Raw genomic sequence first — 13,799 nt, forward strand, 5'->3', positions numbered from 1 at the left:
TGCTGACTCCACCCCGACCGGAGGAGTGGTTCCCAGGTGACCAGCGTGGCCCTCGGCCCGACCGATCAGCTCGACCCGCGGCTCCTCGAGCACCGTCGCGAGCTCACCGGCTACTGCTACCGCATGCTCGGCTCGTCGTTCGACGCCGAGGACGCGGTGCAGGAGACGATGGTGCGCGCGTGGCGCTCCCTGGACGGCTTCGAGGGCCGTTCGGCGTTGCGATCGTGGCTGTACCGCATCGCCACCAACGTGTGTCTGGACTCGCTCAACGGCCGGAACCGACGGGCCCTGCCGATGGACCTGGCGGGGGACCCGTATCCGCCGGTGCCCGCGTCGCTGGCGGGTCGCCGTCCGCCGACGGCGTGGATCGAGCCGGTGCTCGACCGCCAGGTGCTGCCCGAGGACGCCGACCCGGCCGAGCAGGCGGTCGCCCGGGAGTCGATCCGGCTGGCGTTCGTGGCGGCCCTGCAGCACCTGCCGCCGCGGCAGCGGGCGGTGCTGATCCTGCGCGAGGTGCTGCGCTGGAAGGCCGACGAGGTCGCCGGGCTGCTCGACACGACCGTGGCCTCGGTGAACAGCGCGCTCCAGCGGGCCCGCTCGACGCTCGCCGACCTGGACGCCCGCCCGGCTCCGCGCTCCCTGGACTCCGACGACCGCGAGCTGCTCGCCAAGTACCTGGACGCGTTCGAGCGCTACGACATCGAGGCCTTCGTGCAGCTGCTGCACGAGGACGCCACCCAGCACATGCCCCCTTTCGAGATGTGGCTCCGCGGAGCAGCGGACATCGGCACCTGGATGCGGGGCCCGGGCAGCGAGTGCGCGAACTCGCGGGTGCTCCCGGTGTGGGCGAACGGCTCGCCGGCGGTGGCGCAGTACCGGCCCCGCGCGGGTGGTGGCCACGAGCCGTGGGGGCTGCACGTCCTGGAGATCGAGGACGGCAAGGTCGCCCACATCTCCAGCTTCCTCGACCTCGACAGCGGACTGTTCGTGAAGCTCGGCCTGCCGGCGGCCTTCGACTGACCGCCCCCGTGCCGCACCGTTGAACCACGGAGGCCCGTTCCCCGACTGGGAACGGGCCTCTGCGGTTCAACGCTCGGGGCGGGATGGTCCTGCGTGCTCCGCCAGCCAGGCAGTTCGCCGCCTGGCCGATGCCTGGGCGAGCCAGGCGTCCTGCACCAGTTCGGCGAGCTCCTGCCGGCTGAGCTCGCCGAGCCGGCTCGCCTGCACGAGGACCGAGTTGTGGCCGTCGAAGTGCGGGGTGGTGAAGAACGGCGTCGTCGGGTCCTGCACGAGCGACTGCTTGTCCGCCTCGGACTCGACCCAGAACATGATCACGTCGGGCAGCTTCCGGCCCGCGCTGTCGACGGCGTCCGGCCGTGGGGTGCGGAAGAAGACGAAGGACTTGCCGCCCACCTGGTAGACCGCGTTGCCCTTCGATCCGTGGACGACGCTCACGTGCGGCATCGCCTGGGCGAGCTCGTGCACGTCCTCGACCCGCGCCGGCCGGTCAGCGGTCACGCCCGGCAGCGTAGTGAGGAGATGTACCTGTGACGGTGTCAGTCGGCCGGCGGCGCGTACAGCTGCAGGTCGTTGCCCTCGCTGTCCTTGAAGGCGGCGATCCGGCCCCAGTCGAAGCTTGCAATGTCACCGGCGAACTGGACGCCGGCGTCCTTGAGCCGCTGCACCTCCTCCTCGATGCCCGAGTCGGGGGTGAAGCTGATGACCGCTCCGCCGTCGGCGTGCGCGGAGGTGCCCTCCCGGGCGTTGAGGCCGATGGTCAGCCCGCCCGCGTCGATCTCCGACCAGTCGTCCATGGTGTTCTTCGCGGTCAGACCCAGCACGTCGGTGTAGAAGCGCACCGCCCTGTCCATGTCGTCCACGGGTACCCAGACCGTCGCCACACCGCTTGCCATGGTCTCTCCTCGACGCAGATGTCGGAGCGCTCTCGCTCCGCTGCGGCGCGGCTACCCCGTGCGTAAGCACGGACAAACCGCCCGCCCACTCCGTTCACCGGGATGTCGGCCACGGCGCGCCCGGCCCACGCCTGAGCTGTACGGCTGCGGGTAGGGGGCCCGGATGTCCGACTTCGAGATCACCGCCCTGGTCCTGGCCGAGCACGAGATCTTCCGGCGGGACTTCGCCGCGCTCGACGACCTGTCCGGCGAAGATCTCGCCGCTGCCTGGGAGGCGCTGCACGCCAGGCTGGAGGTGCACGCCGTCGCCGAGGAGCAGCTCTTCTACCCGCTGCTGGCGCAAGAGGCCGACGGAGAGGAGGAGACCGCGGAGGGCGTGCACGACCACAACGAGATCCGGCACGCCGCGGCCGCCGTCGGTGAACAGGAGCTGGGCAGCGACGCCTGGTGGGAGGCGGTACGCAACGCGCGGCAGGTCAACGCCGACCACATGGCCGAGGAGGAGACGGACTTCTTCCCGCCCTTCAAGGACGCCGTCGACGACGAGCAGCGCGAGGCCCTCGGGATGCGCTGGCTGGCCTTCCACGACGAGCACGAGGAGGCCGAAGGGCTGTCAGGCGCCGACGCGAAGGTGGCCGAGGTGGTCGCGATCGAGGTGCCGGAGGGCGACCCGACCGTCTGAGGACGCCGCCTCAGTCCCGGGCGGTCGCCAGGTAGACGGTGTTGGTGGCAGGGCGGCCCTGGAGCGGGTTGGGGAAGGAGACCACCTGCGCGTCCACGTCGGCGAAGACCTCGGACAGCGCGGCCAGGTACGTCGCGTCGGGCGGGTCGTTCGACCACAGCGAGAAGACGCCGCCGGGCCGGATCGACGCCGCCAGCCGGCGGATGCCAGTGGAGCCGTAGAAAGGAGCGTTCCCCTCGTCCAAGAGGTCGGCGGGGGAGTGGTCGATGTCCACGACGACGGCGTCGAAGCGCCGTCCGGGGGCAGCCGGATCCAGGCGGGCGTCCGCGGACATCGCGAAGAAGTCGCCGCCCACGAGTCGGCATCGCGGATCCGACGAGACGGCCTCGCCCAGGGGCAGCAGGCCCCGCCGGTGCCACTCGATGACCGGCTCGAGGAGATCGATCACCACGAGCTCGCGGACCCGCGGGTCGTCGAGCACCGCCTGCGCTGTGTAGCCCAGCCCGAGCCCCCCGACCGCGACGTCCAGCTCGTCGCCCTCCACCCGCGCGAGGGCCAGCCGGGCGACCTCGATCTCGGCGACGGTGAACATCGAGGACATCAGGAACTCGTCGCCCAGCTTGACCTCGTACACGTCGTCGCCGGTCCGGGGATCGCGTCGGCGGCGGAGACTGATCTCGCCGATGGGGGAGGCGCTGTAGGCGAGTTCCTCGAACCGGATGCTCACGCAGCCCACGTCACCGTCATCCGGCGATCGTAGGTCGAGCGATGCCGGGCTCTGCTCGGTCCGTGGAGCGGGTGACCGGGATCGAACCGGCATGGCCAGCTTGGAAGGCTGGGGCTCTACCATTGAGCTACACCCGCGAGACCTGCGAGAGGTCCGCGAAGAGCCTAGCGCGGCGGCCCCGTGTGGCTCAGCAGGGCCGCCGCAGAGGTCAGGACAGCGGCTCGATCGCCTCCACGGCCGGCAGGAAGATCTGCTCCCGGTGCACGTCCGCGCGGCTCGGGCTCGTGGTCAGCTGGACCAGCATCAGGCCGTCCGGACCGTCGGCCAGTGCCATGTCGACGCTCTGCCCGAGCTCCACGATCCGGTAGAGCTGCCAGGTCGCAGCCTCCGTGGTCAACTCGCCGACCGGCACGAGCGGCTCCTCCGTGCCGAGCTGCTCCGCGACCGTCGTGAGTACCTCGTCAGCGGTCACGCCGGGCACTACCTGCTGGATGAGCGACGACAGGAACGACTCCTGCCACATCCCGGGGATCGCCTCGACCCACCCCTCCGGACGCAGGCCCGCGAGTTCGAGCTCGTCGCTCTCGAAGGGCGTCATCCCGACCTGGATGCCCTCCGGGGTGAAGGCAGGTGCCGCGATGTCGTCGACGCAGCCCGTCGCCGGCTCCTGGCCCGGCTCGTCCAGGAAGTCCTCGGCGATGCCCACCGCGCACTCGTGGCTGGGCAGGGCCCCGTGCCCGGTGAAGGGGAACTGCACGTAGAAGGCCTCGGACAGGTCCTCGGCGACCTGCTCGCCCCACCGCGGCGGCGTGATCGGGTCCAGGTCGCCGGCCAGCACCAGCGTGGGGATGTCGCTGCTCACCTTCTCGTTCGCCTCGGAGCCGGCCTCGCCGGCGTCCCACGAGTCGCACACGTCGAAGATGCCCGAGCCCGAACTCGGGCCGCTCTCGAAGTAGCCCTCGACCAGCGGGTGGTCCGCGGCGGCCGCGGCGACGTCCTCGCGGGAGCCGAACGACACCTCCTCGTGGCACTGCACGGCCAGCTGCTGGCCGATGGCCTGGAAGTCCAGCGACTGGGTCTGGGTGCCCAGCAGCAGGCCGATCGAGCCGAACTCGCCGGCGGACGCGGCGGTGATGACCTCGGGCAGGTGAGGCACCAGCTCGGTCGAGTAGAGCGAGTCGAAGAGGAAGCCCACGAGGGCGTCCCCGTCGAGCTCGTCGTCCACCCGTTCCCCGCTGCTCGCATCGACGACGGTGATCGGCGCCGGCGCGGCGTTCAGCTTCGCGACCAGATCCTGGAACGTGCGGCTCAGGTCCGGGTACGCGGTCGCGCAGGCGGGGTCGTCGGCGCAGGTGGCGAACAGCGCATCCATGGCCCGCTCGGCGTTGCCGGGCATCTCCTCGTACAGGTCGGCGTCGGCCGGGTACGCGGAGTCCAGCACCACCGACCGGATGCCGTCGGGGTGGTCGCGCATGGCCTGCTGCGCCAGCCGCGTGCCGTAGGAGATTCCGTAGAGGTTCCACTCGTCGTAGTCGAGGGCGACCCGCAGGTCCTCCAGGTCGGCAGCGGAGGCGGCACTGTTGTAGTCGGCGAAGTCGACGCCGTCGTCGGCGAGGCGCTCGTGGCACTCGTCGAGCGCGTCGAAGGCGCCGGCCTCCAGCTCCTCGTCCGACAGGCCGGAGCCCAGGGAGCCCAGCGCCCACTCCGTGTACTCGTCGCACGCCAGCGACGGCTCGCTCAGCCCGGTGCCCCGCTGGTCCAGCAGCACGAGGTCGCGGTTGGCCGTGAGCGGCTCGTACAGCTGCGCGAACCCCTGCGGCACCAGCTCCAGCGTGCTCTGGCCCGGCCCGCCCGACAGGTAGACGACGGGGTCGGCGGCCAGGTCGGGCGCGTCGCTCCGGACGATGCCGAAGGCAAGCTCGATCTCCCCGCCGTCCGGGTCCTCCCGGTCGGCCGGGACCTCGAGCGTGCCGCACTGCATGTCCACGCCCGCCGGCACGTCGAAGTCGCAGTCGTCGAAGTCCACGCTGCTCTTCGGGTCCTTCTCGGCGGCGTCGCCGTGGTCCTCCTCGTCTGATCCCGAGCAGGCGCCCAGGAACAGCAGCGGAACCATCAGGAGTGCTGCGCGACGACCGGTCATGGCCCCTCTTCACCCGTCGGAGGACGGCGGCAGGGGCCGCCGAACGGAACGACGGGGCGCCACCGACGCGTCGTCACTCCGGGCGCACCGTAAGCCACGCCGTCCCGCCCGCACGCCGGTGACACGAGGCCGTGACCAGCGCGCCCGCCGGCGCTAGCGTGCGGACGCATGACCGACACCACCTGGTTGGACGCCACCGCGCAGGCCGAGCTGGTGCGGTCCGGCGAGGCGAGCCCCGCCGAGCTCGTCGAGGCCGCGATCGAGCGCATCGAGCGGGTGGACCCGCAGCTGGACGCCGTCATCCGCGACCGCTTCGACCAGGCCCGTGAGGAGGCGGCCGGCGAGCTCCCCGACGGCCCGTTCCGCGGCGTTCCGATGCTCCTGAAGGACCTCGGCTGCCACGTCGCCGGGGAGGCCACGAACTACGGGACGTCCTACCTGCGCGACGCCGGCGTGACCTGGCCGACCGACAGCGATCTCGCCCGCCAGTTCCGCGCCGCCGGCTTCCTGTTCCTCGGCCGCACCAACGTGCCCGAGTTCGGCACCACGATCACCACCGAGCCGGCCGCCCACCGCCCGACGCGCAACCCCTGGAACCCCGCGCACTCCGCCGGCGGCTCCAGCGGCGGCTCGGCCGCGGCCGTCGCCGCGGGCATGGTGCCGATCGCCCACGCCAGCGACGGCGGAGGATCGATCCGCATCCCGTCGTCCGAGTGCGCGCTGGTCGGGCTCAAGCCCACCCGCGCCCGCGTCAGCCACGGCCCCGACGTGGGCGAGAGCTGGGCCGGTGCCACGACCGACGGCGTGGTCACCCGTACCGTCCGCGATGCCGCGGCCGTCCTCGACCTGATCAGCGCCCCCATGCCCGGTGACCCCTACGTCGCCCCGCCGCTGCCCCGGCCGTTGAGCCAGGAGGTGGGCGCCCCGGTCGGCCGGCTGCGCGTCGGCCTCCTGGACACCGAGCCGGGGGAGCCGTCCCCGGACTGCCGCACCGCCGTCGACCGCGCCGGGCAGCTGCTCGAGCAGGTCGGCTGCAGCGTCGAGCCCGCCACCCCGGACGGCATGTTCGACGAGCAGTTCATGCGTTCCTTCGGCGCCACCATCGCCGCGGACATCGCACTGGAGCTGGCCGACCACGAGCGCCTGCTCGGCCGCCCCGTGCGCGACGACGAGCTGGAACCCCGCAACGCGGCCTACCGGGCGATGGGGCAGCGGATGTCGTCCGCCGACTACCTCGCGGCACGGGCCCGGCTGGGCGCGTGGGCGCGCCGGATGGCCGCGTTCTGGACGCCGGCGGCGCAGGACGGCCGGGGGTTCGACCTGCTGGTCACCCCGACGGTGGGTGCGCCGCCACCGGAGCTGGGCTGGTTCGCCGCGGCCGGCCCGGAGCAGGAAGGTCGCCGGGTCGGGGGCTTCATGCCCTACACGGCCCAGTTCAACGTGACCGGTCAGCCGGCGATCAGCCTGCCGCTGCACTGGACGGCGGACGGGCTGCCGGTCGGCGTCCAGCTCGTCGCCGCCTTCGGTCGCGAGGACGTGCTCGTGCGCGTCGCCGCGGCCCTGGAGCAGGCGGCGCCCTGGGCCGATCGCCGGCCGCCGGTCTCCGCCTGACACGTCACCGGTCCGGGCACGCGCGAGCGGGCCCTAGACTCGGCCCGGCCACGGGGTGTGGCGCAGCTTGGTAGCGCACCTGCTTTGGGAGCAGGGGGCCGCAGGTTCAAATCCTGTCACCCCGACCAGGCTCCGGTTCCCGGGGCCGCGAGGTGCGCATCCCGCCCCCGCGTCCCTGCCCCCGACGCCCGTAGACTCGGGGGTCGACGCGGCGCCGTCGACCCCGAGCGCCCCCACCAGTTGTCTTACCGAGGAGCACTGCCGCTGTGAAGAGCACCATCGAGGAACTCGGCCCCACACGGGTCCGGATGGCGATCGAGGTGGCTTGGGGGGACCTGGACCACGCCTTCGGTGAGGTCTACAAGGAGCTGGGCAAGCAGGTCCGCGTCCCCGGCTTCCGCCCGGGCAAGGTCCCCAACCGCGTGCTCGACCAGCGCATCGGCCGCCCCGTCGTCCTGGAGCAGGTCGTCCAGCACGCCATCCCGGAGGTCTACTCCGAGGTCGTGCGCGAGAACCAGGTCCGCGTGCTCGGCCAGCCCGACATCGAGGTGACCAAGCTCGAGGACAACGACACCCTCGAGTTCACCGCCGAGGTCGACGTCGCCCCGCAGCTCGAGCTCCCCGCGCTCGACGAGCTCGCCGTCACCGTCGACGACGTCGAGGTCACCGACGAGGAGATCGACCAGCAGATCACCGTCATGCGCGAGCGCTTCGGCATGCTCCAGGCCGTCGAGCGCCCCGCCCAGGACGGCGACTTCGTCTCCATCGACCTCGAGGCCAAGCTCGGCGACGAGGTGCTGGAGGACGGGTCGACGACGGGCATGTCCTACGAGGTCGGCTCGGGCAACCTCATGGAGGGCCTCGACGACGCCGTCCGCGGGCTGTCCGCCGACGAGAGCGCCACCTTCCAGACCGCGCTGCTCTCCGGCCCGAACTCCGGCGAGACCGCCGACGTCACCGTCACCGTCCGCTCGGTGAAGGAGAAGGAGCTCCCGGAGCTCGACGACGACTTCGCCTCCACCGCCAGCGAGTTCGACACCCTGGCCGAGCTGCGCGAGGACGTCCGCACCCGCCTGGGCCGCACCAAGGTGATCCAGCAGGGCGCGCAGGCCCGCGACAAGCTGGTCGAGCACCTGCTCGAGGCCGTCGAGGTGCCCATGCCCGAGAACCTGGTCGAGCGCGAGATCGAGTGGCGCAACCAGGCCTTCGAGCAGGAGCTCAAGGGCGCCGGCATGGACTGGGACACCTTCCTCTCGATGTCCGGCGTCGAGAGCAAGGAGGCCTACGACGCCGACCAGCGCAAGAACGTCGAGGAGGCGGTCCGGACGCAGTTCATCCTGGACGCCATCGCCGACGCCCGTGAGGTCACCGTCGACAACGACGACCTCTCGGCGCAGATCATGGCGCAGGCGCAGCGCAACCGGATGAGCCCGGAGCAGTACGCGCAGCAGCTGCAGCAGGGCGGCAACATCGCCGAGTTCGTCGCCGACGTGCGCCGGACCAAGACCCTGGCCCAGCTGCTCGAGCAGACGACGATCACCGACGCCTCGGGCAACGTCGTCGACCTCGAGGCCCTGCGCCCGAAGACGGTGCAGGCCCCGGCCGCCGACGAGTCGGACACCGACGAGGACGACGACATCGCCGTCGAGGCCCTCGCCTCCGAGGCTGCCGAGGGCGCGACCGAGGACACCGAGGACGTCACCAAGGCCTGATCACCCGCAGCTCCGCCGGACGCCGCTCCGCCCCTTCCCGGGGTGGGGCGGCGTCCGTCGTTCGGGGGCGACCGCTGCGCCGACGGCGAACACTCCCCGTCGCGGGCATCGACCGTCGGAGGTGCGCGTTAGGGTCGACAGGACTCAGGCGAATCGCCGGGGGGCACCGTTCCCCGGAGGGCCGTCGAGGCCCGCACGACCGCCCGCACTCCGTCGCCCGACCCGCCCCACCACCCCGGCCGCACGGTCCACCGCGACCGTCGACCGGACAGTCCTACGGAGGTCACCGCACCTGTGAGCACCACCGACCCGAACCTCGCGAGCGCACCCGTGATGCGTGGCGCCAGCGGAATGATGAACCTCGGAGACTCCGTCTACGAGCGCCTCCTCCGCGAGCGCATCATCTTCCTGGGCACCCAGGTGGACGACGTGATCGCCAACCAGCTCGCCGCCCAGATGCTGCTGCTCTCGGCCGAGGACCCCAAGAGCGACATCCACCTCTACATCAACTCGCCCGGTGGCTCCGTCAGCGCCGGCATGGCGATCTACGACACGATGCAGTTCATCGACTGCGACGTCGCCACCTACGGGATGGGCCTGGCCGCATCGATGGGCCAGTTCCTGCTCACCGCCGGCACCGCGGGCAAGCGCTACGCCCTGCCGCACGCGCGGATCATGATGCACCAGCCCTCGGCCGGCGTCGGCGGCACCGCGGCCGACATCGCCATCCAGGCCGACCTCTTCCGCCGGACGAAGAAGGAGCTCAACGAGCTGCAGTCCTTCCACACCGGCCAGAGCGTCGAGCAGATCGAGAAGGACTCCGACCGCGACCGGTGGTTCACCGCGGCCGAGGCCCTCGAGTACGGCTTCGTCGATCACGTGGTGAGCAAGGCCGCCATGACCGACAGCACCAACCCGGTCACCGACAACTGAGTCCGGAGGGACTGACATGAGCTTCCAGATGCCCTCCAGCCGTTACATCCTGCCCTCCTTCGTGGAGCGCACGAGCTACGGCATGAAGGAGTCCAACCCCTACAACAAGCTCTTCGAGGAGCGCATCATCTTCCTCGGGGTGCAGATCGACGACGCCTCGGCCAACGACGTCATGGCCCAGCTGATCACGCTGGAGTCCACCGACCCGGACCGCGACATCACGATCTACATCAACTCGCCCGGTGGCTCGTTCACCTCGCTCATGGCGATCTACGACACCATGATGTTCGTCCGCCCCGACATCCAGACCGTGTGCATGGGCCAGGCGGCCTCGGCTGCCGCCGTCCTGCTCGCGGCCGGGACGCCGGGCAAGCGGCTGGCCCTGCCGTACTCCCGCGTGCTGATCCACCAGCCCTCGGGCGAGGCGGGCGGTCAGGTCTCCGACCTCGAGATCCACGCCGCGGAGATCCAGCGGGTGCGGGCGCAGATGGAGGAGATCCTGGCGCGGCACACCGGTCGGACGGCCGAGCAGGTCCGCACCGACATCGACCGCGACAAGATCCTCACCGCCCAGGAGGCGAAGGACTACGGCATCGTCGACCAGGTGATCCAGAGCCGGAAGCTGAACGCGCTCCCGGCGGTCTGAGCCCTCGCCGGCACGGGTCGGGGATGCGCGTGTCGCGTCCCCGACCCGTACCGTCGGAGGGGTCCAGCGGGTCGGGAGGGCACTTCCGGGCCGGGGACGATGCGGAGAGACGAGCGAGACGGATGTGGGACCCACCGACGCGAACCCGGGTGAGTCATTGCCCGGCGACGTCGGTGGCGGCAGGTACGTTCTGCGGACGCCCGACCCCCGACCTGAGCGCCGGGACGAGAGCTCCGCGGCACGGAGCCTGCCGAGGCGGTAGAGCAGCAACGATGACGACGCAGACGCCTGGCTCCAGGGCTGCGAATCCGAACCGGAGGTCAGCAGGTGGCACGAATCGGTGAGAGCGGTGACCTGCTCAAGTGCTCCTTCTGCGGGAAGAGCCAGAAGCAGGTCAAGAAGCTCATCGCGGGCCCCGGGGTCTACATCTGCGACGAGTGCATCGACCTCTGCAACGAGATCATCGAGGAAGAGCTCTCGGAGTCCTCGGACCTGAAGTTCGACGAGCTGCCCAAGCCCAAGGAGATCCACGATTTCCTGGAGCAGTACGTCATCGGTCAGGACCAGGCCAAGCGCACGCTCTCGGTGGCCGTCTACAACCACTACAAGCGCATCCAGGCCGGCGGTGACCGCGCCTCCCGCGAGGACAGCGTCGAGCTGGCCAAGTCCAACATCCTGCTGATGGGCCCGACCGGGTGCGGCAAGACCCACCTGGCGCAGACCCTCGCTCGGATGCTCAACGTCCCGTTCGCGATCGCCGATGCCACGGCGCTGACCGAGGCCGGCTACGTCGGCGAGGATGTCGAGAACATCCTGCTCAAGCTGATCCAGGCCGCCGACTACGACGTGAAGCGCGCCGAGACCGGCATCATCTACATCGACGAGGTCGACAAGATCGCCCGCAAGAGCGAGAACCCGTCGATCACCCGCGACGTCTCCGGTGAGGGCGTGCAGCAGGCGCTGCTGAAGATCCTCGAGGGGACGACGGCGTCGGTGCCCCCGCAGGGCGGCCGCAAGCACCCGCACCAGGAGTTCATCCAGATCGACACGACGAACGTGCTGTTCATCGTGGGTGGCGCGTTCGCCGGCCTGGACAAGGTCATCGAGGCGCGGACCAGCAAGCAGGGCATCGGCTTCGGCGCCGAGGTCCGCGGCAAGGCCGAGATCGCCGAGGCCAACGCCTTCGCCGAGGTCATGCCCGAGGACCTGCTGAAGTTCGGCATGATCCCCGAGTTCATCGGGCGTCTGCCGGTCATCACGAGCGTGCAGAAGCTCGACCGGGAGGCCCTGATCAACATCCTCACCGAGCCGAAGAACGCCCTGGTGCGCCAGTACCGGAAGCTGTTCGAGCTCGACGGAGTCGAGCTGGAGTTCACCGACGACGCGCTCGAGGCGATCGCCGACCAGGCCATCCTCCGTGGCACCGGCGCCCGCGGGCTCCGCGCGATCATGGAGGAGGTGCTCCAGTCGGTCATGTACGACATCCCCAGCCGTGAGGACGTCGCCTCCGTGGTGATCACCAAGGAGGTCGTGCTGGAGCACGTGAACCCGACCATCGTGCCGCGCAAGCCCACCCGCGAGCGTCGCGAGAAGTCCGCCTGAAAAACACCCACTGCCCCCCGCCACTCGCACGCTCGCGGCGGGACCCTGCAGGGGGCCCGACGGCCCGTCCCCACCCGGGGGCGGGCCGTTCGCGTGCCGGCCCCATCCGCACTGTTGAACCCGCACGGCCCGGACCGGCCGCCTTCTCGGGTTGCCCGGGTTCACCGGTCGGTGAGCCGATGGCGGACGACGGCCTCGATCTCGCGCCGGCACTCCGCCGGCTCGCTGATGAGCCGGTCGTAGCTGAACCGCAGCACCACCCAGCCCACCGCGGCCAGCGCGCTGTCGCGGCGCAGGTCGCGCTCGCGGGCCTCGCGGCTGCCGTGGAAGGCGGCGCCGTCGAGTTCCACGGCCACCTGGGCATCGGGCCACGCCACGTCCAGCTCGGCGTAGCGGCTGTCCGGCAGGGCGATCCGGTGCTGCTGGATGTAGGCAGGCACCGCGGGTGGGGCCGGGAGCACGTGGAGCACGCCGAAGACCTCCAGCTCGCTCTGGCACACGCGCTCCACGAGCTCCAGCAGGGCGGCGAGTTCTGAGCGTCCGGCGTGGCGCGCGGCCCGGCGCGACTCACGCCGGACCGCCGACGCCCGGACCGCCCGTGTCCGCACCGCCTCGATGACCGCCTGACGCACGAGGGGCCGCTCGGAGCGGGCGCGCGCGTTGCGGACCGGTGACCAGGCCCACGACCACGCATCCACCAGACTCCGCGCTGGCTCGATGATCTCGAGGCCGTCGCAGCGGATCGTCTCGAGCTGCCGCCCGGAGCGGTGGACCATCACGTCCTGACCGTCGCGCAGACAGCGCTCGAGGCCCACCGTCACGTGCAGGGCCCCGCGGTAGGGCGCACGAGCCCGGCAGCCGTGAGCGCGGACAGGTGGCTGAGCGGGGCGTCCGCGTACAGCGTCGCCGCCCGCGCGCGATCCACCCACCGCGCGACACGGTCTGGCAGCGCCACCACGCCGGGCGCCACCACCTGCAGGTCGCCACGGGCCAGCCAGCGACCCACGGTGCTGGTGCTGGTGGCCGCGACTACGTCCGCGCGACGCGCGACGCCGTGCGGGTGGAGGACGTCGACCGGGCGGAGCACGCGCACAGGCTCGCCGATCGGGGGCACGAACCGCAGACGGCCTGTGGACGGCGCGGACCGTTGGACCCGGGTGGCCCAGAGCAAGCGCGATTGTGGGCCGTCCAGGTTCAGCGGTCGGAGGTCGGTCGCCTCACGAGGCGTGGTGTCGTCCAGTCGGTGTTGTCGACGACGAGGTCGGCGCGCTCCCACGGCGCGCAGGCGGCGAAGTAGAGCAGCTGCCCACCCACGTAGCGCCGCATCGCCGGGTGGCCCGGGTGCGCGGGGGAGCCGTCGCGGAGCGCCATCCGCGCCGCGGTGACCGCGAAGGGCACGTCCAGCCAGACCGAGAGGCCCCACCGGCCGGCCAGCTCGTCCCGGTGCAGGAAGATTCCGTCGATCACGACGACCGCGCGGGGTGGCGTGGGGGCCGGCGGTTCGTCGACATGACGGTCGGCGGCCAGGTCGTGCCAGCGCAGGCGGACGGGCGCACCGTCACGGAGCGGGTCGAGCAGCTCCCGGCCCAGGGCGGCGTAGTCGTAGGAGTCCAGCCAGAAGCCCTCCGGCGAGGTGCGGCCGCGGCGGTAGCGCTCCGCCCGCGCGTGGTGGAAGTCGTCCACGCTCGCCCGGATCACCGGTCGGCCGGTCGCGTCGATCGCGGCGGCGAGCTGATCGGCGAAGACTGTCTTGCCTGAGCCGTCCACCCCGTCGACTGCGACCACCACGCGGGCGTCACGGCGGTCGGGAACCCGCCCGGCCAGATCCGCGAA

Annotated in this window: 14 protein-coding genes and 2 tRNA genes; 8 read left to right on the forward strand and 8 right to left on the reverse strand. The window is 71.5% G+C overall.

The window, feature by feature from the left end; all coding sequences use genetic code 11:
* Window positions 1–36 precede the first annotated feature (36 nt).
* Window positions 37–1,020: a sigma-70 family RNA polymerase sigma factor gene (locus tag BLS70_RS09145; RefSeq protein WP_091766322.1), complete on the forward strand. Its 984-nt coding sequence runs from the start codon at window positions 37–39 to the stop codon at window positions 1,018–1,020.
* Window positions 1,021–1,086: 66 nt separating this feature from the next.
* Here the strand turns inward: BLS70_RS09145 and BLS70_RS09150 are convergent, their stop codons facing one another.
* A complete protein-coding gene (locus BLS70_RS09150) occupies window positions 1,087–1,518 on the reverse strand; it encodes an MmcQ/YjbR family DNA-binding protein (protein ID WP_218122352.1) in 432 nt (143 codons plus the stop codon).
* A 38-nt stretch (window positions 1,519–1,556) separates the two neighbouring features.
* Complete coding sequence (locus tag BLS70_RS09155; protein ID WP_091766325.1) at window positions 1,557–1,913, reverse strand: VOC family protein; 357 nt, start codon at window positions 1,911–1,913, stop codon at window positions 1,557–1,559.
* Between the two features lie 163 nt (window positions 1,914–2,076).
* Here BLS70_RS09155 and BLS70_RS09160 point away from each other — a divergent pair, with 163 nt between their 5' ends.
* On the forward strand, window positions 2,077–2,595 hold the full coding sequence (locus BLS70_RS09160; RefSeq protein WP_091766328.1) for a hemerythrin domain-containing protein: 519 nt from the start codon (window positions 2,077–2,079) through the stop codon (window positions 2,593–2,595).
* A gap of 10 nt (window positions 2,596–2,605) precedes the next feature.
* Here the strand turns inward: BLS70_RS09160 and BLS70_RS09165 are convergent, their stop codons facing one another.
* The 3 genes from BLS70_RS09165 to BLS70_RS09175 form a co-directional block, all read right to left on the reverse strand.
* Window positions 2,606–3,322, reverse strand: a complete 717-nt coding sequence (locus BLS70_RS09165) for a polyamine aminopropyltransferase (protein ID WP_091767165.1) — start codon at window positions 3,320–3,322, stop codon at window positions 2,606–2,608.
* A 63-nt stretch (window positions 3,323–3,385) separates the two neighbouring features.
* Window positions 3,386–3,459, reverse strand: a tRNA-Gly gene (locus BLS70_RS09170).
* 71 nt (window positions 3,460–3,530) lie between these two features.
* On the reverse strand, window positions 3,531–5,462 hold the full coding sequence (locus BLS70_RS09175) for an alpha/beta hydrolase (RefSeq protein ID WP_091766331.1): 1,932 nt from the start codon (window positions 5,460–5,462) through the stop codon (window positions 3,531–3,533).
* Window positions 5,463–5,630: 168 nt separating this feature from the next.
* On the opposite strand from BLS70_RS09175, the gene BLS70_RS09180 reads away from it, so the two are divergent.
* The 6 genes from BLS70_RS09180 (at window position 5,631) to clpX (ending at window position 11,966) form a co-directional block, all read left to right on the forward strand.
* Complete coding sequence (locus tag BLS70_RS09180; RefSeq protein WP_091766334.1) at window positions 5,631–7,073, forward strand: amidase; 1,443 nt, start codon at window positions 5,631–5,633, stop codon at window positions 7,071–7,073.
* 51 nt (window positions 7,074–7,124) lie between these two features.
* A tRNA-Pro gene (locus BLS70_RS09185) sits at window positions 7,125–7,201 on the forward strand.
* 138 nt (window positions 7,202–7,339) lie between these two features.
* The gene (gene tig / locus BLS70_RS09190; protein WP_091766337.1) at window positions 7,340–8,785 is read left to right on the forward strand and encodes a trigger factor; all 1,446 of its coding nucleotides are present in this window, start codon (window positions 7,340–7,342) and stop codon (window positions 8,783–8,785) included.
* A 294-nt stretch (window positions 8,786–9,079) separates the two neighbouring features.
* Entirely contained in the window at window positions 9,080–9,718 is a 639-nt protein-coding gene (locus BLS70_RS09195; RefSeq protein ID WP_439645385.1) for an ATP-dependent Clp protease proteolytic subunit, read from the forward strand.
* A 16-nt stretch (window positions 9,719–9,734) separates the two neighbouring features.
* Window positions 9,735–10,364 (forward strand): ATP-dependent Clp protease proteolytic subunit, encoded by a 630-nt coding sequence (locus BLS70_RS09200; RefSeq protein WP_091766340.1) that lies wholly within the window; start codon window positions 9,735–9,737, stop codon window positions 10,362–10,364.
* A gap of 327 nt (window positions 10,365–10,691) precedes the next feature.
* Window positions 10,692–11,966: an ATP-dependent Clp protease ATP-binding subunit ClpX gene (clpX, locus tag BLS70_RS09205; RefSeq protein WP_040336989.1), complete on the forward strand. Its 1,275-nt coding sequence runs from the start codon at window positions 10,692–10,694 to the stop codon at window positions 11,964–11,966.
* A gap of 161 nt (window positions 11,967–12,127) precedes the next feature.
* Here clpX and BLS70_RS09210 read toward each other — a convergent pair whose 3' ends face one another.
* From BLS70_RS09210 to BLS70_RS09220, 3 genes are all read right to left on the reverse strand, one after another.
* The gene (locus tag BLS70_RS09210; protein WP_255362388.1) at window positions 12,128–12,742 is read right to left on the reverse strand and encodes an endonuclease domain-containing protein; all 615 of its coding nucleotides are present in this window, start codon (window positions 12,740–12,742) and stop codon (window positions 12,128–12,130) included.
* Window positions 12,743–12,783: 41 nt separating this feature from the next.
* Window positions 12,784–13,053, reverse strand: a complete 270-nt coding sequence (locus BLS70_RS09215) for a hypothetical protein (protein WP_143030377.1) — start codon at window positions 13,051–13,053, stop codon at window positions 12,784–12,786.
* Between the two features lie 107 nt (window positions 13,054–13,160).
* Complete coding sequence (locus BLS70_RS09220) at window positions 13,161–13,751, reverse strand: nucleoside/nucleotide kinase family protein (RefSeq protein WP_143030378.1); 591 nt, start codon at window positions 13,749–13,751, stop codon at window positions 13,161–13,163.
* Window positions 13,752–13,799 lie beyond the last annotated feature (48 nt).

Origin of the sequence: Blastococcus aurantiacus, assembly GCF_900102425.1 — a bacterium.
Lineage (GTDB): Bacteria > Actinomycetota > Actinomycetes > Mycobacteriales > Geodermatophilaceae > Blastococcus > Blastococcus aurantiacus.

Excerpts from the sequence above, each read along its gene's own strand:
- BLS70_RS09155 (WP_091766325.1), bottom strand. The coding sequence starts at position 1,913 with ATGGCAAGCGGTGTGGCGACGGTCTGGGTACCCGTGGACGACATGGAC.
- BLS70_RS09160 (WP_091766328.1), top strand. The coding sequence starts at position 2,077 with ATGTCCGACTTCGAGATCACCGCCCTGGTCCTGGCCGAGCACGAGATC.
- BLS70_RS09175 (WP_091766331.1), bottom strand. The coding sequence starts at position 5,462 with ATGACCGGTCGTCGCGCAGCACTCCTGATGGTTCCGCTGCTGTTCCTG.
- BLS70_RS09180 (WP_091766334.1), top strand. The coding sequence starts at position 5,631 with ATGACCGACACCACCTGGTTGGACGCCACCGCGCAGGCCGAGCTGGTG.
- BLS70_RS09200 (WP_091766340.1), top strand. The coding sequence starts at position 9,735 with ATGAGCTTCCAGATGCCCTCCAGCCGTTACATCCTGCCCTCCTTCGTG.
- BLS70_RS09210 (WP_255362388.1), bottom strand. The coding sequence starts at position 12,742 with ATGGTCCACCGCTCCGGGCGGCAGCTCGAGACGATCCGCTGCGACGGC.